The sequence below is a fragment of the Williamsia herbipolensis genome (genome assembly GCF_036153515.1).
Taxonomy (GTDB): domain Bacteria; phylum Actinomycetota; class Actinomycetes; order Mycobacteriales; family Mycobacteriaceae; genus Williamsia_A; species Williamsia_A herbipolensis.
In genome coordinates this window covers 4328266-4353001 of record NZ_CP108021.1, presented here as the reverse complement: position 1 = coordinate 4353001, position 24736 = coordinate 4328266, and the positions used below count along the sequence as shown (strand labels likewise).

General features: G+C 68.5%; 24 protein-coding genes. 11 read left to right on the top strand and 13 right to left on the bottom strand.

The window, feature by feature from the left end:
- Positions 1-11: 11 nt before the first annotated feature.
- Complete coding sequence (rsmI, locus tag OG579_RS20265) at positions 12-899, bottom strand: 16S rRNA (cytidine(1402)-2'-O)-methyltransferase (RefSeq protein WP_328857415.1); 888 nt, start codon at positions 897-899, stop codon at positions 12-14.
- Between the two features lie 43 nt (positions 900-942).
- Here rsmI and OG579_RS20260 point away from each other — a divergent pair, with 43 nt between their 5' ends.
- Entirely contained in the window at positions 943-2523 is a 1581-nt protein-coding gene (locus OG579_RS20260; RefSeq protein ID WP_408068832.1) for a dolichyl-phosphate-mannose--protein mannosyltransferase, read from the top strand.
- Between the two features lie 12 nt (positions 2524-2535).
- On the opposite strand, the gene OG579_RS20255 is transcribed toward OG579_RS20260, so the two are convergent.
- From OG579_RS20255 to OG579_RS20210, 10 genes are all read right to left on the bottom strand, one after another.
- Complete coding sequence (locus OG579_RS20255) at positions 2536-3135, bottom strand: hypothetical protein (protein ID WP_328857414.1); 600 nt, start codon at positions 3133-3135, stop codon at positions 2536-2538.
- A 99-nt stretch (positions 3136-3234) separates the two neighbouring features.
- Positions 3235-3828, bottom strand: coding sequence for a hypothetical protein (locus OG579_RS20250; RefSeq protein WP_328857413.1), 594 nt, complete (start codon positions 3826-3828; stop codon positions 3235-3237).
- Between the two features lie 80 nt (positions 3829-3908).
- Positions 3909-4817 carry an ABC transporter substrate-binding protein gene (locus OG579_RS20245; protein WP_328857412.1) on the bottom strand — a complete coding sequence of 303 codons (909 nt, stop codon included), beginning with the start codon at positions 4815-4817 and terminating at the stop codon, positions 3909-3911.
- Between the two features lie 64 nt (positions 4818-4881).
- A complete protein-coding gene (locus tag OG579_RS20240; RefSeq protein ID WP_045822224.1) occupies positions 4882-5610 on the bottom strand; it encodes an ABC transporter permease in 729 nt (242 codons plus the stop codon).
- Positions 5611-5612: 2 nt separating this feature from the next.
- Entirely contained in the window at positions 5613-6269 is a 657-nt protein-coding gene (locus OG579_RS20235; RefSeq protein ID WP_238981186.1) for an ABC transporter permease, read from the bottom strand.
- On the bottom strand, positions 6266-7363 hold the full coding sequence (locus OG579_RS20230; RefSeq protein WP_328857411.1) for an ATP-binding cassette domain-containing protein: 1098 nt from the start codon (positions 7361-7363) through the stop codon (positions 6266-6268). The genes OG579_RS20235 and OG579_RS20230 overlap by 4 nt, the downstream gene beginning before the upstream one ends.
- 64 nt (positions 7364-7427) lie before the next feature.
- Positions 7428-9056 (bottom strand): BCCT family transporter, encoded by a 1629-nt coding sequence (locus tag OG579_RS20225; RefSeq protein WP_328859305.1) that lies wholly within the window; start codon positions 9054-9056, stop codon positions 7428-7430.
- Positions 9057-9285: 229 nt separating this feature from the next.
- Positions 9286-9645, bottom strand: a complete 360-nt coding sequence (locus tag OG579_RS20220) for a GntR family transcriptional regulator (protein ID WP_328857410.1) — start codon at positions 9643-9645, stop codon at positions 9286-9288.
- A gap of 19 nt (positions 9646-9664) precedes the next feature.
- Positions 9665-10903, bottom strand: coding sequence for an arginine deiminase (arcA, locus tag OG579_RS20215; protein WP_328857409.1), 1239 nt, complete (start codon positions 10901-10903; stop codon positions 9665-9667).
- 20 nt (positions 10904-10923) lie between these two features.
- Positions 10924-12135 (bottom strand): MFS transporter, encoded by a 1212-nt coding sequence (locus OG579_RS20210; RefSeq protein ID WP_328857408.1) that lies wholly within the window; start codon positions 12133-12135, stop codon positions 10924-10926.
- Between the two features lie 101 nt (positions 12136-12236).
- On the opposite strand from OG579_RS20210, the gene OG579_RS20205 reads away from it, so the two are divergent.
- The 3 genes from OG579_RS20205 to OG579_RS20195 are packed head-to-tail and all read left to right on the top strand — an operon-like array spanning position 12237 to position 14706.
- Positions 12237-13139, top strand: a complete 903-nt coding sequence (locus OG579_RS20205) for an ABC transporter substrate-binding protein (RefSeq protein WP_328857407.1) — start codon at positions 12237-12239, stop codon at positions 13137-13139.
- The gene (locus OG579_RS20200; protein ID WP_328857406.1) at positions 13136-13981 is read left to right on the top strand and encodes an amino acid ABC transporter permease; all 846 of its coding nucleotides are present in this window, start codon (positions 13136-13138) and stop codon (positions 13979-13981) included. Before OG579_RS20205 ends, OG579_RS20200 begins: the two co-directional genes overlap by 4 nt.
- Entirely contained in the window at positions 13981-14706 is a 726-nt protein-coding gene (locus tag OG579_RS20195) for an amino acid ABC transporter ATP-binding protein (RefSeq protein ID WP_328857405.1), read from the top strand. The genes OG579_RS20200 and OG579_RS20195 overlap by 1 nt, the downstream gene beginning before the upstream one ends.
- On the opposite strand, the gene OG579_RS20190 is transcribed toward OG579_RS20195, so the two are convergent.
- Complete coding sequence (locus tag OG579_RS20190) at positions 14694-15218, bottom strand: GNAT family N-acetyltransferase (protein WP_328857404.1); 525 nt, start codon at positions 15216-15218, stop codon at positions 14694-14696. The genes OG579_RS20195 and OG579_RS20190 overlap by 13 nt on opposite strands.
- A gap of 44 nt (positions 15219-15262) precedes the next feature.
- Positions 15263-16294 (bottom strand): patatin-like phospholipase family protein, encoded by a 1032-nt coding sequence (locus OG579_RS20185; RefSeq protein WP_045821955.1) that lies wholly within the window; start codon positions 16292-16294, stop codon positions 15263-15265.
- An 86-nt stretch (positions 16295-16380) separates the two neighbouring features.
- Here OG579_RS20185 and OG579_RS20180 point away from each other — a divergent pair, with 86 nt between their 5' ends.
- The 7 genes from OG579_RS20180 (at position 16381) to OG579_RS20150 (ending at position 24730) form a co-directional block, all read left to right on the top strand.
- Complete coding sequence (locus tag OG579_RS20180; protein WP_328857403.1) at positions 16381-17757, top strand: glycosyltransferase 87 family protein; 1377 nt, start codon at positions 16381-16383, stop codon at positions 17755-17757.
- A gap of 186 nt (positions 17758-17943) precedes the next feature.
- Entirely contained in the window at positions 17944-19209 is a 1266-nt protein-coding gene (locus OG579_RS20175) for an HNH endonuclease signature motif containing protein (RefSeq protein WP_328857402.1), read from the top strand.
- 118 nt (positions 19210-19327) lie between these two features.
- Complete coding sequence (locus OG579_RS20170) at positions 19328-19948, top strand: LysE family translocator (protein ID WP_328857401.1); 621 nt, start codon at positions 19328-19330, stop codon at positions 19946-19948.
- 75 nt (positions 19949-20023) lie between these two features.
- Entirely contained in the window at positions 20024-20872 is an 849-nt protein-coding gene (locus OG579_RS20165; protein ID WP_328857400.1) for a nitrilase-related carbon-nitrogen hydrolase, read from the top strand.
- Between the two features lie 28 nt (positions 20873-20900).
- Positions 20901-22322: a dihydropyrimidinase gene (gene hydA / locus OG579_RS20160; protein ID WP_328857399.1), complete on the top strand. Its 1422-nt coding sequence runs from the start codon at positions 20901-20903 to the stop codon at positions 22320-22322.
- A 15-nt stretch (positions 22323-22337) separates the two neighbouring features.
- The gene (locus OG579_RS20155; RefSeq protein ID WP_328857398.1) at positions 22338-23366 is read left to right on the top strand and encodes a TIGR03842 family LLM class F420-dependent oxidoreductase; all 1029 of its coding nucleotides are present in this window, start codon (positions 22338-22340) and stop codon (positions 23364-23366) included.
- The gene (locus OG579_RS20150) at positions 23363-24730 is read left to right on the top strand and encodes an aspartate aminotransferase family protein (protein ID WP_328857397.1); all 1368 of its coding nucleotides are present in this window, start codon (positions 23363-23365) and stop codon (positions 24728-24730) included. Before OG579_RS20155 ends, OG579_RS20150 begins: the two co-directional genes overlap by 4 nt.
- Positions 24731-24736 lie beyond the last annotated feature (6 nt).

Below are 24736 nucleotides of genomic sequence, written 5' to 3'. Positions count from 1 at the left end.
CGCTGCCGGGTTCACCGACGGGCCAACGCCGCCTGGTACAGCTCGCGTTTGCCGGCACCACCGCGCGCGGCGATCTCGGCGCACGCGTCCTTGAGTCGCGCGCCGTCGGCGACGAGTGCCTCCACCGCGTCGACGAGGGTCTCCAGATCGGCCACCACCGGTTGCGCGCCCTCGATCACGACGGTGATCTCCCCGCGCACGCCGTCGTGCGCCCACCGGGCGAGTTCGGCCATCGGACCGCGCCGGACCTCCTCGTAGGTCTTGGTCAGCTCCCGACACACCGCGGCGCGACGGGTCGGACCCAGCACCTCGACGGCGTCGTCGAGGCAGTCGGCGAGCCGATGGGGGGACTCGAAGAAGACGACCGTGCGCGGCTGGTCGACCAGTTCGGCCAGCCACGACTTACGCGCACCGGACTTGCGGGGCGCGAACCCGTCGAAGCAGAATCGTTCGACCGGCAGCGCCGACAGCGCCAGCGCGGTCGTCACCGCCGACGGACCCGGCAGGCACGTGATGGGCAGGTCGGCCTGCGCGCACGCCAGCACCAATCGGTACCCCGGATCGCTCACCGACGGCATGCCCGCGTCGGTGACCAGCAGCACGGCGAGGCCGCTGTCGATGTCGGCGAGCAGTCCCGGGGTGCGCTGGGCCTCCACCTGGTCGTAGTAGCTGACGATGCGTCCGGTGATCTCGACCCCGAGAGCGGAGGCCAGCGACCGGGTCCGGCGGGTGTCCTCGGCGGCGACCACGTCGGCGGTCCCCAGCGCGTCGCGCAACCGCTGGGAGGCGTCGCCGGGCTGACCCATCGGAGTCGCCGCCAGGATCAACACACCGCGCCCGTTTCGAGACGTCTGTCCGGTATCGGACCGTTCGTGCGCTGCGTCATCCGTCGTCGTCATCACCACACAGCCTACGATCGAGCACGTGACCCTCGCGCCTCCGATCACCGACGCGGTCGACCGCTACGACGGCCCGACCGACGACGGCGGCGCGGCGGAGGACCTCGGCCGTCGCCCCGGGCCGTCGATCCCCGCTCCGGTGTTCGGCGCCGACGACCGCAAGCGGGGATGGATCGTCGCCGCGGTGCTGACCGGGATCGCCGCGATCACCCGGTTCTGGGGACTGGCCAGCCCCACCGACAACGGCACCCCGGTGTTCGACGAGAAGCACTACGTGCCCCAGGCCTGGCAGGTGCTCACCGGCGGGAACTGGATCGAGGACAACCCCGCCTACGGCCTCGTGGTGCATCCGCCGGTCGGCAAGTGGTTCATCGCCGCCGGCGAAGGTCTCTTCGGTTACACCCCGCTGGGCTGGCGGTTCATGTCCGCGGTCGTCGGCATCGTCATGGTCCTCATCGTCTACCGACTCACCCGCCGCGTCACGCGCTCGACGCTGATCGGCGCCATCGCGGGCGTGTTCATGATCGTCGACGGCGTGACGTTCGTGTCGTCGCGCGTCGGGATGCTCGACATCTTCCAGATCTTCTTCGTGCTCGGTGCGATGGCGGCGTTGGTCGCCGACCGTGATCAGATGCGCGCCCGGCTGCATCGGGTGTCGGTCGAGGGCCGCATGGCCGACTCACCGTTCGGGCCCAGGTTGGGCTTCCGCTGGTGGCGTTTCGGCGCCGCGGTGCTGCTCGGGCTCGGATGCGCCACCAAGTGGTCGGGCATCTACTTCGTGCTGTTCTTCCTGCTGCTGTCGGTCGGGTTCGACGTCGCCAACCGCAAGGCGTACCACGTACAGCGACCCTGGCTGGGCACACTGCGTCGTGACGTGGTCCCGGCCGGGTTCAGTCTCGGCGCGGTGCCGATCATGGTCTACCTCGGGAGCTTCGCGCCGTGGTTCGCCGGTGAGACGTCGGTCTACCGCTACGAGGTCGGCAACGCCGTCGGCTACGACGGCCCGTTCTCGTGGGTGCCCGGCGCCTTCCGGTCGCTCTGGTACTACGAGGCCGGGATCCTGAAGTTCCACGAGGGCCTGACCAACTCCGCGGGCAACCACCACCCGTGGGAGTCGAAGCCGTGGACGTGGCCGATGAGCCTGCGCCCCATGCTCTACGCCGTGCAGAACGGCCCCGACCGGTGCGGCGGCGGCGAATGCATCCGCGTGCAGATGCTGATCGGCACGCCCGCCATGTGGTGGCTGGCGTTCCCGATGCTGCTGTGGGGTCTGTGGCGGTGGATCCTGCGCCGCGACTGGCGGTACGCGGTGGTCATCGTCGGCTACGGCGCGGCGTGGCTCCCCTGGTTCGCCAACCTCGACCGTCAGATGTACTTCTTCTACGCCACCGCGATGGCGCCGTTCCTGATCATGGGGTTGGCGCTGTGCGTCGGTGACCTGCTGGGCGCCGACGGGCGATGGGCGACGTTCGGCCGGGAACGCCGCATGCTCGGTGCGATCGTCGCGTCGATCTACATCGGCCTGGTGATCATGAACTTCGTGTGGATGTGGCCGATCCTCACCGGAGCGCCACTGTCCCTGCATATGTGGAACATGCAGATGTGGCTGCCCAGCTGGCGGTGATCTCGCCGGAGATCAGTTCGGCAGGCGTCCGCGGAGGGTGTCGGTGGTGGCGAAGTCGCCGCCCACGAAGTTGCGGTCGAGGCTCGTCTGCACGTCGAAGTAGCGCAGCGGCAGGTTCTTCAACCGGTTGTCGGTGACGCGAAACTCCACACGGTTGCCGATGATCCGGGTCAGGACCTGGACGATCTGGTCCTGATCGGTGCCGACCGGGTTGACGATCAGCGGGACGGGAACCGGGGTGCCCGGGCGAACCGGGAAGCCCTTGAGCAGCGGACGACCGATTGCCGAGATCGCCGCCACGGCTTGTCCGGTGCCGCCGGTGACGTTGCGCGGACCGTAGAGCAGCACCGAATAGTTCGGACCGTAACCCCGTCCGACACCTGCCTTGGTGCGCACGACGATGGTGATGTCGAGGCGCCCCACGGCGCGGTCGTAGTCGACCGTGGTCGAGGTGATGTCGACGCTGCCGACGACCGCCTCGATAGGGGACCGCACCGTCACCGACGCCGCCGACGCCGGTCCGGCGGCGGTCACCACGCCGGTCACCGCGGCCAAGCCGGCGAGCGCGACGGCGGACAGACGAGCGACGGAACGACGAGCAGTGCGATGCATACAGACCCCTGAGGCGATTCCGAACGGACGTGTCCGGAGAAGTATTGCAGTTCGCACGCCCCCGCCGAACGACATCACGCGGACCCGTCCGGCGGCCGCTCAGCCGCCGAGTCGGCCGGACACCCTGTCGACGCCGAGCGGGCTGGTGACCGTCCCGTTGCCCGCGCTGGTCGCGGTGACATCGAACGCGGTGAGAGGCAGGTTCGCGAGGCGGTCGTCGGTGGCGGTGACGACGACCGAGGCACCGTTGTAGGAGATCCGGGCGGGCACGACGGTGTCCTGCCCCGACCCGATGCGGTCCACCGCGAGCGAACCGCGCGCCGGCACCCCGACCACGCCGGCACCGATCGACGCGCCCCGCCCGATGAACGGGCCACGCAGGGTGATGCTGTAGGCGGGACCGCCGAGCGCCGCCGGGGCGGGCGCGCCCCGGAGGAACACGGTGGCCGACACCCGCCCCAACGCCGGTCGGTAGTCGACGGTGGCGGCGAGGATGTCGACATACGGCGCGTTGAGCAACGACGGTGGCGACAGCACGGTGTTCGGGGGCAGCAACGCCGCCGAGCCGGTGGTGGGCGCGGCGGCGCCGGGCGCGACACCGACCACGACCCCCGCCGTGGCGGCGAGGGTCGCGATCGCGGCGGTCAGGCCGCGGCGGCTGATCAGGGCGGTACGGCCGATGCGTGGCATCACGTGGTCTCCATCTGTCGCGAATGTCCGGTACCGAAAAGTACCACAACTCGTTCGCGCGGAGAACGACCACGTCCCCTTTGTCAGACGGGGTGCGCCGCCAACCACTGCTTGGCGATGTCGGCGGGCTTGGTGCCGTCGGCGGCCTGTCCGTTCAGGGTGATCAGATCGGCGGTGGTCAGCTTCGCCGACACCGCGTTCAACGTGGTGGTCACGGTGTCGGTCTGCTTCGACTTCTTGATGACGGGCAACACGTTCTGCGCCGAGAACAGCGACTTGTCGTCGGTCAGGGCGATCAGCTTGTTCTTGGCGATGCCCGGGTCGGTGGTGAAGAGGTTGGCCGCCTGCACCTGTCCGCTGGTGAGCGCGTTCATCGTGAGCGTGCCGCCGGCGTCGAGCGGTACGAAGCTCTTGAAGGTGACGCCGTAGACGTCCTTCAGGCCGACCACGCCCTGCACACGGGTCTTGAACTCCGGAGCGGCGCCCAACGCCAGTTCTCCTGCGACCGGCGCCAGATCGGAGACCTTCGCGAGCTTGTACTTCGAGGCGGTGTCCTGGGTGACGCAGATCGCGTCCTTGTCCTCGGCGGGCGAGGGGGTCAGGCCCACGATGCCCTCGGGCAGCTTCTGGGTGAGTTCGGCGTCCACCGCCTGCGGGGTCGACGCCGTCGACTTCTCGTCCAGGTACTTCAGCAGCGCGCCGGTGTACTCGGGCACGAGGTCGATCGACGAGTCCTTCAGCGCCGTGAAGTACACCTCGCGGCTGCCGATGTTGAACTGGGTCTTCACCGCGACACCCTTGGACTGCAGGGCCTGGGCGTAGATCTCACCGACGAGCTGGCTCTCGGTGAAATCGGCGGAGCCGATGATGATCTGCGAACCCGACGAACCCGACTGGTCGGTGCTGCTGTTGAGCGGGTCGCCACCACAGGCCGAGACGGTCATGACGGTCGCGGCGGCGATGGCGGCCGCGACCAGGGTGGTCTTCTTCATGGGTTCTCCTCGATGTGGTGACGCTGGGGTGGACGACTGTGGGGTGGGTGCGCGGGGCGAGGGTTCACGTGCCCGGCGCCGCCACCGGGATCGCCGGCGAGGGGCGTGAACGGGTCGCCGAGGCCTCGGAACGTCGCAGACCGGGCGAGATCGTGAATCGACCGAGCAGGGCGAACAACACCTCGAACGCTATCGCGAGAACCGCGACGAGGAGGGCACCTGCGGTCATCTTCGTGAAATCGGCCTCGGCGCGCCCGTCGAGGATGAACCGACCGAGGCCCTGCAGCCCGACGTAGGCCGCGACGGTGGCGGTCGAGACGATCTGGAGTGTCGCGCTGCGGATCCCGGACAGCATCAGCGGCAGCGCGCACGGCAACTGGACGCGCATCAGGATCTGGGCGCGGGTGTAGCCCATCGCCCGCGCGGCGCCCACCGCTCCCGAGTCGGCGTTCTGGATGCCGGCGTAGGTTCCGGCGAGAATCGGTGGCACCCCGAGCAACACGAGCACGGCGGTCGTCGGGATCAGGTAGACCGCCTGCCCGCTGACACTCGAGGAGATGAGCAGGAACAGCAGCACCAGCGCACCGAGGGTCGGGAGCGCGCGCAGGGCGTTGGCCGAACCCACCACGAGCCCTCCGCCCCGACCGGTGTAGCCGACGAACATCCCCAGCGGCACGGCGATCACGAGCGAGATGCCCAGTGCGAGCAGGGTGTAGACGAGGTGGTGGCCGATCTGGGCCGGCACACCGTCGGGCCCGGTCCAGTGGGAGCTGTCGGCGAACCAGCCCGGCACGTTCACGAGGTCACGACCCGTTCACGCCACGGCGTGGCGATGCGGTTCGCGATCTGGATCGCCACGTCGAAGATCACCGCGAGGACCACACACATCACCACGCCCGACACCAGCGGGCCGTAGAGCTGCAGCTGGAGACCCTGGGTGAACAACGACCCGAGCTGCGAGATGCCGAGCAGCGCGGCAAGGGTCACGATCGACACGTTCGACACCACCGCGACCCGGAGTCCGGCGCTGATCACGGGCACCGCGACCGGCAGCTCCACCAGGAACAGGATCTGCCACGTCCGGTACCCCATGGCGCGCGCGGCGAGGACGGTCTCCACGGGCACCGACGCCAGTCCGTCGGCGACGACGCGCACGAGCAACGCCACGGTGTAGATCGTCAGCGCCAGAACGACATTGATGGGATCGAGGATCTTGGTGCCGATCACCGGCGGTAGGAAGATGAACAGCGCCAGCGACGGGATCGTGTAGAACAGGCCCGCGACACCGACGATCGGGGTGTAGCTCCGGCGCGAGCGATACGCCCACCAGCCCAGCGGTAGTGCGATGAGCAGACCGATGGCGGTCGGTATCAGCGTCAGCCAGATGTGGCTGACCGTCAGCGACCACACGAGCCCGTAGTTGTCGCCGACCCAGTCGAGGATCTTGCTCACGCCGCACCCTCGCTCGCCCGCGCCCGGCGGATCGCCGCCAGCACATCGGTATCGGTCACCGAACCGACGAGAACACCGTCGTCGTCGACGATCACGCAGCGGCCCGCCGGACTCGACAGCGCCGAGTTGAGCAGTTCGCGCAGCGGGCTGTCGGCGCGCGCGACCGTGCCGGCGAGGTTGATGTCGTCCGACTCCACCGCGCGGGTCCCGACCGCCGAGGCGTCGACCCACCCGACCGGCCGGCCCTCGGCACCGACGGCCAGGGCCCAACGGCCGTCGATCTCACCGACGGGTTCGCCGAGGGTGACCGTCGGCTCGGTCTGCGGGATGAGCTCGTCGTCACCGAACCGGAAGCCGAGTGAGCGGTATCCCCGTGTGCTGCCGACGAAGTCGGCGACGAACGCATCGGCCGGCGCCTCGAGGAGCTCGGCCGGTGTGGCGACCTGGGCCAGCCGGCCGCCCTGACGGAGCACCGCGACACGGTCGCCGAGTTTGAGCGCCTCGTCGATGTCGTGGGTGACCAGGATGATCGTCTTCGAGATGTCGGCCTGGAGGCGCAGGAACTCGTCCTGCAGCTGCGCCCGCACGATGGGGTCGACGGCACTGAAGGGCTCGTCCATCAGCAGGAACGGCGGGTCGGTCGCGAGCGCTCGCGCGACACCGACCCGCTGTTGCTGTCCGCCGGAGAGCTGCCACGGATACCGCTTGGCGAACGTCGCGTCGAGCCCGACGCGCTCGAGCAGGTCCATCGCCGCGGCACGGGTCTGCTTCTTGCCGCCGCCGAGCAGGCGCGGCAGGGCGGCGACGTTGTCGACCACGGTGCGGTGCGGGAACAGCCCGGCGTTCTGGATGACGTACCCGATGCGGCGGCGCAGCGTGACGGCGTCGATCGACGCTGTGTCGGTGCCGTCGAGGGTGATGCGACCCTCGGTCGGGTCGATCAGTCGGTTGACCATCCGCATCGTCGTGGTCTTGCCACATCCCGACGGCCCGACCAGGACCGTGATCTCACCGTTCGGGGCGGTCAGATCGAGACCGTCGACCGCGACCGTCCCGTCGGGATACGTCTTCGAGACCCGCTCGAACTCGATCATGGTCGTCCTTCGTCACTGTCGGTCTCCGGCTCCCAGAAGATGGGAACCTACCGACCGTATAACGTCAGACCTTCTCCTCGCGCACAAGCGAGGTGTCCACGGGCAGATCGTCCGACGGCAACACGTCGTTGGTGTCGTCGGTCGCGGCGATCGTGTTGGCGTGGACGCGCAGCTCGTCCTCGAGTCCGTCGCTGCGGTGCTTCTCGGCCAGGATCAGCGGATCGCGGCGCAGGTCCTTGTAGAGCGACACGCACATCACGATCATCACGATCACGAACGGCAGCGCCGCGATGATCGCCATCGTCTTGATGCCCTGCAGCGCGTCGTCGCCGCTCACCCAGAGCAGCAGTGCGGCAACGGCGCCGGTGAGCACACCCCAGAAGACGGTGACGCCCTTGGAGGGTTCGGCGCGTCCGCGTTCGGACAGCGTCGCCATCACCAGCGACGCCGAATCGGCGCCGGAGACGAAGAAGATCGCGACGAGGACCATGACGAGGACCGAGGCGATGCCCGCCCACGGCAGGTTGCCGAGCATGTCGAACAGCTGCGACTCCTCGTTCGGGCTGTCCGCCAGTCCCTTTCCGTTCATCTGCTGACTGATGGCCGTGCCACCGAAGATCGCGAACCACACCAGCGACACCGTCGACGGCACCACCATGACGCCCACCACGAACTGGCGGATGGTGCGACCCCGGCTGATCTTGGCCAGGAACATACCCACGAACGGCGTCCAGGACACCCACCAGGCCCAGTAGAAGATCGTCCAGTCCGACAGCCACTGCTGCCCGGCGGCGTCGGTGTTGGCGCTGGTGCGCGCGGCGTCGGCGGTGATCTCACGGGCGTAGCTGCCCAGCGAGGTGGGGATGACGTTGAGGATGAACACGGTCGGACCGACGACGAAGATGAACAGCGCCAGCACGATCGCGAGCACCATGTTGATGTTCGACAGCCATTGGATGCCCTTGGCGACACCGGAGACCGCGGAGGCCACGAACGCCGCGGTCAGGACCGCGATGATGCCGACCAGCAACAGCTTTCCGCTCTCGCCCGCCCAGTTGAGCTCCTCGAAGCCCGAACCGATCTGTGCCGCACCCAGGCCCAGCGAGGCGACGGTGCCGAACAGGGTCGCGAAGATCGCGAGGATGTCGATGACCTTGCCGCCCCACCCGTTCGCGCGGTGGCCGAGCAGGGGCGCGAACACCGCGCTCATGAGCTGGCCGCGGCCGCATCGGTACGTGCTGTAGGCGATCGCGAGTCCGACGACGGCGTACATCGCCCAGGGGTGGAAGCCCCAGTGGAACATGGTGGTGGCCATGGCGACACCCACGTTCTGCCCCTCGGTCCCGGGGGGCGCGGTGCTGAAGTGGGTGAGCGGCTCGTAGGCGCCGTAGAACATCAGGCCGATGCCCATGCCGGCGCTGAACATCATCGCGATCCAACTGACGGTGCGGAACTCGGGCTTCTCACCGTCGCGGCCGAGGGGGATCTTCCCGTACTTGCTGGCCGCCAGGAAGATCGCGAACAGCACGAACCCGGTGGCCGAGAGGATGAACATCCAGCCGAGGTTGTCGGTGATCCAGTCGAGGATGGTGCGGGTGACGTCCTTGAGGCTCGTCTTGTCCACGATGCCCCACACCAGGAACGCCACGACCAGCGCCGCGGTCACCCCGAAGACCACGAAGTCGACCCTCATCCGCCCGCCGTCACCGGCGTGGGGATCGGGCGCCACCTGCGTCGATGCGGGGTGGGTCGCCGTCGGTGAGACGTCGCCGTGGGCGTCGGGAGAGTGCATACCGGTCGAAACAGCCATAACTCACTGTCGCAGCACGGCGGCAGTTCGGACAAACGAACCGCGGAAATGGACACCCACCCGTAACACCGGGGGTGCCGTGGTCACGTTCGGGTATGCGCGGACGGCCCGATCAGTCGGTGTCCAGAGCTGTGCGCAGCATCGATGCGATCGCCGCGTCGTCGACGCCGAGCGCACGCAGGGCCGCGACGTGGGAGACGGTGAGACGTTGGGCACGCTGCGTCGCGGAGTCCGACCGCGCCCGGATGAAGGATCCGTTGCGCCCTCGTGTCTCGATGACCCCCGCCGACTCGAGCTCGCGGTAGGCCCGCGCGACGGTGTTCGGCGCGATCGAGAGCTGATCGGCCAGGGCGCGCACCGTGGGGAGGCGGGTGCCCACCAGCAGGTCCCCCGAGCCGACGAGTTCGATGATCCGCATCCGCACCTGCTCGTAGGGTGCAACCGCCGACCCCGGATCGATCGTGATCCTCATCGGGCCGTTTCCCTTGCGGTCACAACGGATCCCGGGCGACCGGACACGACATGCACCGCGGACCGCCACGCCCCGAACCGAGTTCGCTGCCGCTGATGGTGAGCACCTCGATCCCGGAATCGCGCAGGCGCCGGTTGGTCTCGACGTTGCGGTCGTAGGCGACGACGACACCCGGTGAGACCGCGAGGGTGTTGTTGCCGTCGTCCCACTGTTCGCGTTCGGCGGTCACCGCGTCGAGTCCGGTGTCGATCACGCGCAGCTTCTCGATGCCCATGGCCTCGGCCGCGGCGGTGACGAAAGGCGCGGGCCCGGTGACGCTGGGGTGCTCGCCGCGTCCGCCGGTGCGCCGGATGGTGAAGGCCGACAACGTGTCCTGGATGGCGGGGTACATCACGACGGCGTCGACGTCGACCATGGTGCAGACGGTGTCGAGGTGCATCGACGCCCGCCGCTGCTCGATCGGCACCGCGAGCACCGTGTGCGCCAGTTCGTCGTCGAAGAGGCTGCGCGCCAACGCCTCCGCCCCGGCCGGAGTGGTGCGCTCCCCCACCCCGACGGCCACGACACCGGGCGCGAGCAGCAGCACGTCGCCACCCTCGACCGGCGCGCTGTGCGATTCGTAGGCGCGACGGGCTCCCCGGAAACGGGGATGGTGGGCGTAGATGAGGTCGGTCAGCGAGGTCTCGCGGCTGCGGGCGGGCAACGCGAGACTGGTGATGGCGAACCGCGCGCCGATCCAGAACGAACTGTCCCTGGTGAACAGCAGATTCGGCAGCGGGTCGATGGCGAACTCGACGCCGTGGTGCATCCGCCGCACCAGCGACGACCGCGCCGCCGCCGGGCTCTCCGGGAGTTCGTCGAAGGTCATCCCGGCGGTCAACACCGACGCGAGGTCACGCGGGGCCAGTGTCCGCAGGTGTCCGGTGAGTTCCTGGGCCAGGTGGTGTCCGAGCCTGCGCGCGCTGACCGCGGCGGCGATCCCCTGCATGCGGGCGGCGCCGCTGCGCTCGATCGTCTCGACCAGGAGGTCGCCGAGAAGCAACACCTCGACCCCGCGTTCGCGCAGCACCTCGGCGAACCCGTCGTGCTCCTCCTGGGCCCGGTCGACCCACGGCAGTCCGTCGAACAGCAGTTGGTCGCTGTTGCGCGGGGTGAGGCGGCGCAGTTCGTCACCGGGGCGGTGCAGCATCACCGTCCGGAGTCTGCCCACCTCCGAATCGGAACCCAGCGCATGTCCCCGGGGATCCGCGTTCTCCATGGGATCACGGTAGTGCTCGTTCAGGGCGAGTGCGCCTCGGACGCGGCGACACCCACACGAACGGGCGCGGTCTCCCGTGCGAAAGCCCACAGCGCCAGTGCCACCAGCGGGACCGCACCGGTGAGCGCGAACGCGGGCCCGTAGCCACCGGCGTGGTCGACCATCAGGCCGGCGAGGATCGGTCCGCTGACGGCGCCGACGTCGGAGATCATCTGGAACGCCGCCAGCGCGGTGCCGCCCTGTCCGCGTGCGGCGAGCAGGTCGGCGAGTGCCGCCTGGTGGGTGGGGGCGAACAGACCCGAGCCGGTGCCCGCGACGAAGCTCAGCACGCCGGCGACCCACAGTGATCCGCTGAAACCGAGGACGAGCGTCGCCCCAGACATCAACGCCAGACCCGGCAGCATGATCGGTTTGCGGCCGTAGCGGTCGGAGAGCCGCCCCGCCAGCAGGATCGACGCGACGTTGCCCGCGGCGTAGATCGCGAGCACCACACCCGACCACGCACTCGACTCGTCGAGCCCGTAGACGATGTACAACGGGACCAGCGCGACACGCACACCCTGGCTGGCGAATCCCTGGGTGAAGCTCGAGGCGAGGATGGCCCGATAGGTCCTGTCGCGCAGTGCCTCCCGCAGACCCATCGGATCGATGACCGGTCCGCTGCCGGCGACCGGTCGGCCCCCCACGTCGCGCAGCGCGGTCGCCACCACGGCCGACGCGATCAGCAACGCGATCGCGTAGACCACGAACGGCAGGCGCAGCCCGTAGCTCACGAGCCCGGCACCGATCAGCGGACCGGTGATGTTGCCCAGCAGGAAACCGCCGCTGAAGAAGCCCGAGACGCGACCGCGGATGTCGGGCGGTGAGAGACGGATGAGCAGGGCGAGCGCCGAGACGCTGAACATCGTCGACCCGATGCCGCCGAGCCCGCGGAACACGAGCAGCTGCCAATAGGTCTGGGCGAAGGCGCACGCGAGGGTCGACGCGGCGACGATGAGCAGGCCCGTGAGATAGATGCGGCGCTCGCCCAGCCACGACACCAGCTTGCCGCTGGCCGGCGCGAACAGCAGTCGCATCATCGCGAAGGCCGACACGATCACCGTCGCCGCGGCCACCGACACGTCGAAGCTGCGCGCGAAGGTGGGCAGGGCGGGCGCGATCAGCCCGTAGCCCAGTGCGATGACCACGTTCGCCGCGAGCAGGACCCAGATGCCGCGGGGGATCTGCTTCACCGGTGTCGCTCGGGTCGGGGACTCGGGTGTGCGGCCATACCCCGATCGTCGACGATGGGCGCCCCTGCACCAAAATCGCCGGACGTCTCTACGATCTCTGGATGCGTATCTCGTGCACCACTCCCCGCCTCCCGGCGCCTCGGCTCGTCCTCTCGGCCGCGGTTCTCACGCTCACCGTCACGGCCGCCGCCTGTGCGCCCGCATCCGATTCCGGGGATGCCTCGGCGCCTGCGTCGTCGTCGACGTCGTTGGCCGACTGCCGTCCGGGCTCGCTGGCGTTGACCACACCCGGCGTCCTGACCGTCGCCACCGACGACCCGGCGTACTCGCCGTGGTTCGTCGACAACACGCCCACCAACGGTGAGGGCTTCGAATCGGCGGTCGCCTATGCCGTCGCCGACAAGCTGGGGTTCGCCAAGAACCAGGTGACCTGGACCAAGGCCGGGTTCAACCAGGTGATCCAGCCCGGGAAGAAGAACTTCGACTTCGACATCAACCAGTTCTCGATCTCCGCCCAGCGGGCGAAGGCCGTCGACTTCTCGAGTCCGTACTACTCGGCCTCACAGGCCATCATCACGTTGCAGGGTTCGAAGTACGCGGGCGCGACATCGCTGGCCGACCTCAAGGGCGCGAAGCTCGGTGCGCAGATCGCGACCACCTCGCTCACCGCGATCGACCAGATCGCCCCCACCACCGCACCGCTGGTGTACGACGACACGTCGAAGGCCGGGCAGGCGTTGCAGAACCGGCAGGTCGACGCCATCGTCGCCGATCTCCCCACCGCGTACTACCTCACCTCCGCCGAGCTCACCGGTGCGAAGATCGTCGGGGAGTTCCAGCCGACCAAGGGCGAGCAGGAGCGCTTCGGGCTGCTCCTGTCGAAGGGCAGTGCGCTCACACCCTGTGTCTCGGCCGCGGTCGACGCCTTGGCCTCCGACGGCACGCTGACCCGCCTGCAGGACCGCTGGCTCACCCGGGCGACCAGCGTCCCCGAACTCCGTTGACCGAGGCCCCTGCCCGCAGCGCGAGACAACGCGAACGCGAGCGATACCGACGGCGACGCAACCGGATTCGCGCGACCGTCGCGGCGCTGTCGACGATCGTCGTGCTCGGTGCCCTGGTCGGGGTGGTGCTGGCCTCGCCGGGCTGGGATCGCGTGCGGGCGACGTTCTTCGACTACGACGACGCCGTCGGTTCCCTCGGCGACGTCGCGTCGGCGTTCGTGCTCAACATCCGCCTGTTCCTCACCGTCGAGGTCGCGGTGCTGGTGCTCGGTCTACTGATCGCGGTGATCCGGGTGATCCCGGCGCCGGCGCTCGCCCCGGTGAAGGTGATCGCCGTCGTCTACACCGACGTCTTCCGCGGTACGCCCACCCTCCTCATCGTGTTGCTCGTCGGGTTCGGCGTGCCCGCGCTGGAACTCACCGGTCTGCCGACGAGCCTGTTCTGGCTCGGCGTGATCGCCCTGACGCTGAGCTACGGCGCCTACGTGGCCGAGGTGATCCGCGCCGGGATCCTCTCCGTCCACCCGTCGCAGTGGGCCAGTGGTCGCGCGATCGGCCTGTCGTACGCGAAGACCCTGCGCCATGTGGTGTTGCCGCAGGCGTTGCGGCGGGTGGCCCCGCCCCTGCTCAACGACTTCGTGTCGCTGCAGAAGGACACCGCACTGCTGTCGACGATCGGACTCGTCGAGTCGCTGCGCGCCGCGCAGGTGATCTCGGGCCGCGACTTCGTGTTCACCCCGTACGTGGTCGCGGCGTGCTTCTTCATCGTCGCGACCATCCCGCTCGCCCGGCTGACCGACCATCTGACAGTGCGGTCGCTGCGCCGCGAGAACGGCATCTGATGCTGCGGGCGAGTGCGATCCGCAAGTCGTTCGGCGGCCAGGAGGTGCTGCGCGGTGTCGAACTCGACGTCGCCGAGGGTGAGGTCGTGTGCCTCATCGGTGCGTCGGGGTCGGGCAAGTCGACGCTGCTGCGGTGTCTGAACCTGCTCGAGGAGGTCGACGACGGCGACATCTTCCTCGACGACCGCGAGATCACCGATCCCCGTGTCGACGCCGACGAGGTGCGCCGATCGATTGGCATCGTCTTCCAGGCCTACAACCTCTTCCCGCACCTGTCGGTGCTGGCCAACATCACCCTGGGTCCGGTCCGGGCGCTCGGTGTGCCCCGCGCGGAGGCCCGCACCGAGGCGCTCACCCTGCTCGACCGTGTCGGACTGGCCGAGAAGGCCGACGCCTACCCCGATGCGTTGTCGGGTGGGCAGCAGCAACGTGTCGCCCTCGCCCGCGCCATCGCGATGCGCCCGCGGGTGCTCCTGCTCGACGAGATCACCTCGGCGCTCGATCCGATGCTCGTCGGCGAGGTGCTCGACGTGATCCGCGGCCTGCGCGCCGACGGGATGACGATCGTGATGGCCACCCACGAGATGACGTTCGCCCGCGAGGTGTCCGACCGGGTCGTGTTCCTCGCCGACGGCGCGATCGAGGAGTCCGGTCCGCCCGAGCAGATCTTCACCGCGCCGAGCAGCCCGCGCACCGCCGAGTTCCTGGCCCGTCACCTGCGCTGACGGTCGAGCGCCAGGATGTGGTGGGCGCGGTCGTCGATCGGGTTGTCCGGGGTGAGGTCCCCGCTCGCGACGATGCGGAAGCCGGCCTTCTCGAGTGCGCGCCACGAGCGGCGGTTGGCCGCGACGACCGGGACGACGATCTGTTCGGCGTCGGGATGTCGGGCGAAGGTGTCGGCGCATCCGGCGACGATCACCCCGGGCCCGATGCCACGACCGAGCAGTTCGGGGACCCCGATCAGGTAGTCGATCGTGTAGGTCGTGGCGGCGACCGGTCCGATGACCGGCGCGAGTTCGTCGACGTAGTCGCCGAAATCGATGATCCGGCAGCGCTGCAGGAGTCCGATGGGTTCGCCGTCGGCCTCGACGACGAGATCCTCGGCGGGCGTCTCACCGTCGATCACCGGTCCGAACTGCTTCTCGAGCGACGCGGGGTCGTACGCCTGGTTCCACCACCGCTCGACGTCGGATGTGGCGAGCCATCGACCGACACGCGGGTAGTCCGCCCGGGTCACCGGACGGAAGGTGAACGTCGACTGCGACGAGACCCGCGTCGGCGTCACCAGCGGCGGGTCTGCAGATCGTCGAGTGCGCGTTCGGTGAGAGTGCGGCCGAGGTCGATCATCTCGCCGGCGCGGTGGAAGTCGAGGCTGCGGATGGCGGTGCGGGGCACCTCGATCAGCAGGTCCGGGGGGAACGCCGCGAGCTGATAGCGCGCCAGCGCCTCCTGCATGATGTCGAGCGATCGGTCCATGACGGTGAACCGGCTGAGTTTGCGGACGGCGGAGTCGTCGGACGGGCTGGTGATCACACGCGACTCGGTCTCGGGATGGCGACGCGCCGACGAGTCGGCCTCGGCGTCGATGGTGTCCGCGTCGACGGTGTCGGCGTCGTTGGCGCCGGGGTCACCGGCGAACCGGTCGACGATGGAGCGTACGAAGTCGCGGTCGAGGATCGGCGACGCGGCCTGGCGGATCGCCTCGATCGCACCGGGCACCGTCGGCGTGTGGGTGTCGCCGACCTCGGCGTCGATGCCGCCGGTGTCCGCGCCGAGATCGACGCCGATGATCAGGTCGGCGCCGGCCGCGGCGAGCGGCGCGATCGGCACGGGGTCGAGGATGCCGCCGTCGACCAGCACACGGCCGTTGTGGACATACGGGGTGATGACCCCGGGGATCGCGATCGAGGCGCGGATCGCAGTGTCGACCGGCCCCTTCTGGAACCACTTCGGGCGCCCGGACGTGAGGTCGGTGGCGACCGCAGTGAACGGGATCGGCAGGTCCTCGATATGGACCTCTCCGAGGATCTCGCGCACCTTGTCGAGGATCTTCGCGGCGTGGATGACGCCCGGCGCCGACAGCGACACATCCATCAGGCGCATCACGTCGAGCTGGTTGAGGCCCTGCACCCACGAGGTGTACTGGTCGAGACGACCGGCCGCGTGCAGCCCGGCGATCAGCGCACCCATCGACGAACCGGCGATCGCCACGATCTCGTAGTCGTGCTCGGCGAGGACCTGCAACACCCCGATGTGGGCATAGCCCCTGGCACCGCCACTCCCCAATGCAACAGCGACGGTTGTTCTGCTCACGACGCCAGACTACGAGTCGTCGGCGGTCAGGGAACTGCCGGGCACGCCACACCGACCTCCCAGACTCCTGCGTCATCGTGGGTGGCATGACCAGCCATGCCGCCACCCCGGCCGCGCCGCTCCGCACGGCCGTCGCGCCGACGACGCCACCCGCACCTCGAGGTGACCGCTCCCGACTCGTCCGCGCGGCCGTGCTCGTGGTCATCGCCATCGCGGCGCTGGGCCTGCGACTGGCCTTCCTCGACCACCACAGTCTCGACTTCACCGCGTTCCTCGACCGCTGGTACACCCACATCGCCGACAACGGCGGCTTCGCGGCGTTCTCCGAGTCGTTCGCCGATTACAACTACCCGTACCTGTACCTGATCGCGATCCTCACCTACCTGCACATCCCGGCGCTGGTCGGCATCAAGGGCATCTCGATCGCGTTCGACTTCGTGCTCGCCTTCTTCGCCTATCGCATCGTCGGGCTGCGGTATCCCACGTTCTGGCCGCGGGCCCTGGTGTTCGGACTGATCCTGTTCCTGCCGACCGTGGTCGCCAACAGCTCCTACTGGGGCCAGGCTGACGGCATCTACTCCGCCTTCGCCGTCGGCGGGATCTACTTCCTCCTGCGTCGTCGGCCGTGGCTCGCGTGCGTGTTCATCGGTCTCGCACTGTCGTTCAAGTTGCAGGCGATCTTCCTGATCCCGGTGGTCGCGTTCCTCGTGCTGCGGCGCCGGATACCGTGGCGGTCGCTGCTCGCGATCCCCGCGGTGATGCTGCTGCTCGACATCCCTCCGCTGCTGTTCGGTGCACCGATCGCTGAGGTGCTGGGCGTGTACGTGAACCAGACCGGTTCGTACAAGCAGCTGACGCTGGGTGCTCCCAACCTGTATCAGTGGATCTCGTTGGGCGGCACCGTCACCTGGATCGCCTACGCGGGTGTCGGTGTGGTCTGCGTACTCACCGCCGCGGCGTTGCTCTACGCGCTGCGCCACAAGCCGGAGCTCGACGACACCGCCATCCTCCTCGCGGTCGCGACCAGTGCCGTGGTGGTGCCGTTCTTCCTCCCCGCCATGCACGAGCGGTACTTCTACATGGCCGAGGTGCTCACCGTCATCGTGGCGTTCTACCTGCCCACGCGCTACTGGATCATCCCGATCCTCGTCCAGATCGCCTCGTTCGGAGGCTATTACGACTCCCTGACCGGCGACCAGGCCGGCGGCGGGTTCGGAGGGCGGCCCGGTGGCGGGCCCGGCGGAGGCGGCCCACGCCCGGACACGGGGATGGGCGGTGGCCGCCCGTCCGGCGGAGCGGGCGGCAGAGCGGATGGCGGAATGGGTGGGAACCGGAGCGGCGGTGACGGTTACACCTCGGGCCAGGGCGACACGTCGCTGCAGATCTACGCCGGGGTGATGGCCATGGCCGTGCTCGCCCTCGTCGCGACCACCGTCACCCACATCCGTCGTCCGGGGAGGTGATCGCGACGATTGGGCACTTCGTCTCCACGGCCTGTGGATCAACGTGATGTTCACTCCGATCATTGTCGGCACCGTCCAGTAGCGTGGTGATCGGGGGCGTCGCCCAAACCGTTATTCGGTTGTCTTCCAGCATTATTCGTCACTTCTTCTCTTGCGCACGGGTTCGAACGTGTGTACGGTAGAAGGATGACCGGGGGATCATTCATCGAGTCCGCCGACCGACTGGTCGACGAACTCGGCACACAGAGAACAGTTGTCGCCGACGTCGACGCCGAGATCGTCGCCGCCATCCGTGGTGCCGTCGCTCTTCGAGCGGTGGTCGACGGGGTGTTGGCGCGGTTGACGTCGCAGGCCGAGCGTGTCGGGGTCGCGACACACTGCGGGATGTCGTTGCGAGAACTGTTGGTCGCCAACGGTGTCGCGCCGGCCGTGGCGTCACGACTGATACGCCTCGGACGGGCCGCGGAGGTCCTACCGGTGCTCGCTCGACACTCCCGCGACGGTGGCCTGTCGGCCGAACACCTCGATGCTGTCGCTCGCGGGATCGACCATGTCGCACGACGCACCGAGGAACCGGTCGAGTCCGATCTGATCATCGGCCTCGAACACCGGCTGATATCACAGGCCCTGTCGGGAGCGACACCGGCCGAGATCACCGACGCCGCCCGCGCCGCGGCGATCACTCACACGCCCGCAGAACCCCCAGCGATACCGATCGCCGAAGACCCCGCGCTCAACGAACTGGGCTACCACCAAGGAGACGACGGTCGGCTCCACGGCACATTCGACCTCGACGTCGCCACCGGCGAACGCCTCGTCACCGCCCTCGACAAGCCATCGAGACCCCGGCCCCATACCGGCGGAGACCCTGACGAGCGACCAACTGCCCGTCGACGGGCCGACGGGTTCGGACAATTACTGGAGCTGGCCACCCGTGGGCTCACACCAGATGCGTTGTCGGGAGCGCCGGCCACGGAAATCGTGGTCACCGTCCCCCTCGACAGCACCGAACCGGCCCGCTTGACCTGGCTCGGACCCATCAGCGACCTCACCGCCAAACTCCTGCGATGCGACGCGAGACTGCTCGGCGTCGGCGTCGACCTCAACGGCGCACCCATCAGCGTCGCGGCAGAACAACGCACGTTCACCGGTCGCGCACGCAAAATTGTCCTCACCCGCGACAGGTGCTGCGTGAAGTGTGGGGCTCCTGCTGCGTGGTGCGACGTCCACCACATCACCCACTACGCCGACGGCGGGAAGACCGTCGTCGACAACGGATGCCTCCTGTGCCGCCGCTGCCACGTCGCCGTCCACACCGCCGGATGGGACATCGTCATGGGCCACGACCGACACCCATGGCTCATCCCACCGCCGGCCATCGACCCGAAGCGAACCCCGTTACCCGCATACAACAGAAGAACATTGACAGAAATGGAACCGATCGCGGCCTAATGCCGTCATAGAACCAACGCCGCCGACATGGAGGCGGTACGGACATTGACAACTCCACAGTGTGAAACCGCGGTGATCCCGGCTGGCCCCGACGGTGCGTCCGACTTATCGTGGCGCCATGGACTGGACGTCGTACGGGGCTTTCCTCGCTCTCGCCGCGCTGCTCACGTTGCTGCCCGGGCCCGACACCGCCGTCGCGATCAAGAACACCCTGCAGGGTGGTCGACGTCGGGGTGGCTGGTGCCTCGCCGGTATCAGCACCGCCAGTTTCGTGCAGAGCATCGCCGCCGCGGCCGGCCTCGGTGTCCTCATCGTCACCGTCGAACCGCTGTTCCTCGCCATCAAGTATGTCGGCGCGGCGTACCTGCTGTTCCTCGCGGTACAGGCACTGCGCAGCGCGCGGAAGGGCATCTACTCCGACGACGTCGTCGCCGCGGGCGGATCGTCGCCGGCGATCGCGGGACTGCGGCAGGGATTCATCTCGAACATCTGCAATCCGAAGGTCATCGCGTTCTATCTCGCCGTGCTCCCGCAGTTCCTCGGATCCGACCCGTCGTTGACAGCGATCGCGATGTACGCGGTGACGTTCCCGGTGATCGGTACCGCATACCTCGCCGGCGTCGTCTACGGCGTCAACCGGGCACGAGAGCTGTTCACCCGCAGACGGATCCGTCGCATCATGGACGGGGTGACAGGGGCGGCGCTGATCGCCTTCGGCGTCCGTCTCGCCACGGAGTAGTCCCGCGGACTCCTCACGCGATCGTTTTACCCCAATGCAATGCCGCCGAAACCCGGCGGAGCGCAGAATCACGTGATGAGCGAGAACGAGACCGTTCGGGCTGCCATCGTCCAGACCCGGTGGACCGGTGAGCGCGACACGATGATCGCGGCGCACGTCGACTATGCCCGCGAGGCGGCGCTGCAGGGGGCGCAGATCATCGGTTTCCAGGAGGTGTTCAACGCTCCGTACTTCTGCCAGGTGCAGGAACAGAAGTACTACTCCTTCGCCGAGGAGATCCCCGGGCCCACCACCGACACCTTCTGCGATCTGGCGCGCGAGCTGTCGATGGTGATGGTGGTGCCCATCTACGAACGGGAACAGGGCGGCTTCCTCTACAACACGGCGGTCGTGATCGACGCCGACGGGACGTTGCTCGGGAAGTACCGCAAGCACCACATCCCGCAGCTTCCAGGGTTCTGGGAGAAGTTCTACTTCCGCCCTGGCAACCTCGGCTGGCCCGTGTTCGACACCGCCGTCGGCAAGGTGGGCGTCTACATCTGTTACGACAGGCACTTTCCCGAGGGGTGGCGCGCCCTGGGACTGGCCGGTGCCCAGATCGTCTACAACCCGTCTGCGACGAGCAGAGGTCTCTCGAGTTACCTGTGGAAACTCGAACAGCCCGCGTCGGCGGTGGCCAACGAGTACTTCGTGGCGGCGATCAACCGGGTCGGCGTCGAGTCCGAATACGGCGACAACGACTTCTACGGCACCAGCTATTTCGTCGATCCCGAGGGGAAGTTCGTCGGTGAGGTCGGGTCCGACACCGAGCCCGAACTGATCGTCCGCGACCTCGACCTGAGCCTCATCGAGACCGTCCGCAACCGGTGGGCGTTCTACCGTGACCGGCGCCCCGACGCCTACGGTCCGCTCACCGCCCCCTGACACCGCCACGATCGAAGGGACGACCACCATGTCGACCACGTTCATCCACGGCGGGACCGTGGTGTCGTCCACCGGCGCCCAGGATCTCGATGTCCTCGTCGACGGTGAGGCGATCGTGGCGCTGCTGGCACCGGGATCCACCGCTCTCGGTGCCGATCTCGCCGCCACCGCCGACACCGCCATCGATGCCACCGGCCGTTACGTGATCCCCGGTGGCGTCGACGCCCACACCCACATGGAGATGCCGTTCGGTGGCACACAGGCCAGCGACACCTTCGAGACCGGCACCCGGGCCGCGGCGTGGGGCGGCACCACCACCGTCATCGATTTCGCCATCCAGAACCCGGGGATGCGCCTGCAGGACACCCTCGCGACCTGGCACGAGAAGGCGGCGGGCAACTGTGCGATCGACTACGGCTTCCACCAGATCATGGGTGGTGTCGACGCCGAATCACTGCGCGCCATGGGTGAACTCGTCTCCGAGGGCGTGACGAGTTTCAAGCTCTTCATGGCGTATCCGGGTGTCTTCTACTCCACCGACGGTCAGATCCTGCGGGCGATGCAGTCCGCGGCCGAACTCGGCGCGGTGATGATGATGCACGCCGAGAACGGCATCGCCATCGACGTCCTGGTGGAGCAGGCCCTCGCGCGCGGCGACACCTCCCCCTACTTCCACGGCACCTCCCGGGCCTGGCAGATGGAGGAGGAGGCCACCCACCGCGCGATCATGTTGGCCCACCTCACCGGCGCACCGCTGTACGTGGTGCACGTCTCGGCGAAGCAGGCACTCGAGCAGATCGCGACGGCTCGGGGCAACGGGCAGAACGTGTTCGCCGAGACATGCCCGCAGTATCTCTACCTGTCGCTCGAGGAACAGCTGGGCGCACCGGGTTTCGACGGCGCGAAATGGGTGTGCTCGACGCCGCTGCGGCCCCGCGCCGAAGGACACCAGGACGAGCTGTGGCGCTACATCCGCACCGGCGACGTCACCGCGGTCGCCACCGACCACTGCCCGTTCTGCATGAAGGACCAGAAGGACATGGGCGTCGGGGATTTCTCGAAGATCCCCAACGGGATCGGCTCGGTCGAGCACCGTATCGACCTCATGTTCCAGGGGGTGCAGGACGGCAGGATCTCGCTCGAACGGTGGGTCGACATCTGCTCCACGACACCCGCGCGCATGTTCGGCATGTACCCGCGCAAGGGCATCATCTCCCCTGGCGCCGACGCCGACATCGTGATCTACGACCCGAACGGCCACACCAGCATCGGCGTGCAGAAGACCCACCACATGAACATGGACTATTCCGCCTACGAGGGTTTCGAGATCGACGGCCACGTCGACACCGTGATCTCGCGGGGGCGCATCGTGATCGACGACGGCGCCTACCGCGGCACCGCAGGCCACGGCGCGTTCGTCAGACGCGGCCTGTCGCAGAACCTCATGTGACGAGATAGGAGCCCCATGGATCTCGGTGTCGTGCTGCAGTGCAATCCACCCGCGTCGGAGGTGATCGACCTCGCGGTGCGGGCCGAACAACTGGGGTTCAGCCACGTCTGGACGTTCGACTCCCACCTGTTGTGGCAGGAGCCGTACGTCATCCATTCCGCGATCCTCGCCGCCACCGATCGGGTCGTCGTCGGACCGATGGTGACCAATCCCGCGACACGTGAACCCACGGTCACCGCCTCCACGTTCGCCACTCTCAACGAGATGTACGGCAACCGCACCATCTGCGGCATCGGGCGCGGGGACTCCGCGGTCCGCACCCTCGACGGACGGCCCAGCACGCTGGCCACCCTGCGGGAGTCGATCCGCGTGATCGGTGCGCTGGGCAACTCCGGCGAGGTCGACGTCGACGGCACCACGCTACGACTGCCGTGGAGTCACGGTTCCTCCCTCGAGGTGTGGGTCGCGGCCTACGGTCCGAAGGCGCTCGCGCTCACCGGCGAGGTCGCCGACGGCTACATCCTGCAGCTCGGCGACCCCGACATCGCCGTGTGGATGATCGGGCAGGTGCGGGCCGCCGCCGAACGCGCCGGACGAGACCCCGCCGCGATCCGGTTCTGCGTCGCGGCACCGGCGTACGTCACCGCCGACGACTCCCCCGACGCGATGGCCCACGCACGCGATCAGTGCCGCTGGTTCGGCGGGATGGTGGGCAACCACGTCGCCGACATCGTCACCCGGTACGGCGCGACCTCAGAGGTCCCGGAGGCGCTCACCTCCTACATCGCCGGACGCACCGGTTACGACTACAGCGAGCACGGCCGCGCCGGGAACACCCACACCACCTTCGTGCCCGACGACATCGTCGACCGTTTCTGCCTCATCGGTCCGCCGGACACCCATGTGGCCCGCCTCGCCGAGCTGCGCGAGCTCGGCGTCGACCAGTTCGCCGTCTACCTGCAACACGACGCCAACTCCACGACGCTCGAGGCCTACGGCGCGCATGTCATGCCTGCGCTGTCGCGAGGCACAATGAGGCCATGACCGACACCTCCGTCCCCACCCCCGATCCCGCCGCGGGCGAGCAGGTCCGCGCCGACGATCGCGCCCACGTCTTCCACTCGTGGTCGGCGCAGGCGCAGATCGATCCGCTGCCGATCGCCGGTGCGCAGGGCTCCTGGTTCTGGGACTACGACGGCAACCGCTACCTCGATCTCGGCTCGCAGCTCGTCAACGCCAACGCCGGCCACGGCCACCCCGCGATCGTCGACGCCATCTGCGAACAGGCCCGCATCCTGCCGACCATCGCCCCGTCGTTCGCGAACGACAAGCGCGGCGAACTGGCCCGCCTGATCGCCGAGCGCGCACCGGGCGACCTGAACAAGGTGTTCTTCACCAACGCCGGCGCCGAGGCGAACGAGCACGCGATCCGCATGGCGCGGGTGGCCACCGGCCGATCGACGGTGCTGGCGATGTACCGCAGCTACCACGGTGCCTCGGGCACCACCATCGGTCTCACCGGCGACCCCCGCCGCTGGCGCGCCGAGCCCACGGGCAACGACGTCGCCCGGTTCTTCGGCCCGTATCCGTTCCGGTCGCCGTGGAACACCGACTCGATCGAGGCCGAAGGCGTTGCGGCACTGAACCATCTGCGCCAGGTGGTCGAACTGCAGGGTCCGGCGACGATCGCCGCGATCATCATCGAGACCGTGATAGGCACCAACGGCGTCATCGTCCCGCCGCCGGGGTACCTCGCCGGTGTCCGCGCCCTGTGCGACGAGTACGGCATCGTCTACATCGCCGACGAGGTCATGGTCGGGTTCGGCCGTCTCGGAGAGTGGTTCGGCGTCAACGCGTTCGACGTCACGCCCGACCTCATCACCTTCGCCAAGGGCGTCAACTCCGGCTACGTCCCGCTCGGCGGTGTCGTCATCGGGTCGCGCATCGCCGACCACTTCGCCGACACGCCCTATCCCGGCGGCCTCACCTACAGCGGCCATCCGTTGGCCTGCGCGGCGGGTGTGGCGTCGATCAGGGCGTTCGAGGCCGACGGCGTCATCGACCGTGTCCGCACCACCGGTGGGGACCTCATCCGTCCCACCCTGGAGAAGATCGCCGACAACCACCCGTCGGTCGGGGAGATCCGCGGCATGGGGTTCTTCTGGGCGATCGAACTCGTCCGCGACTCGGCGACCCGCGAGGGTCTCGTGCCGTTCAACGCCTCCGGTGCGGCCGCGGCCCCGATGACCGAACTCGTCGGTGCGTTCAAGGAGCGCGGGGTGTGGCCGTTCACCCACTTCAACCGCATCCACCTCGCGCCGCCGCTGGTCACCTCCGACGACGACCTCACCCACGCGATGGGAGTTCTCGACGAGGTCCTCGACCTCGCCGACCGTCACGTGGTCTGAGCGCCG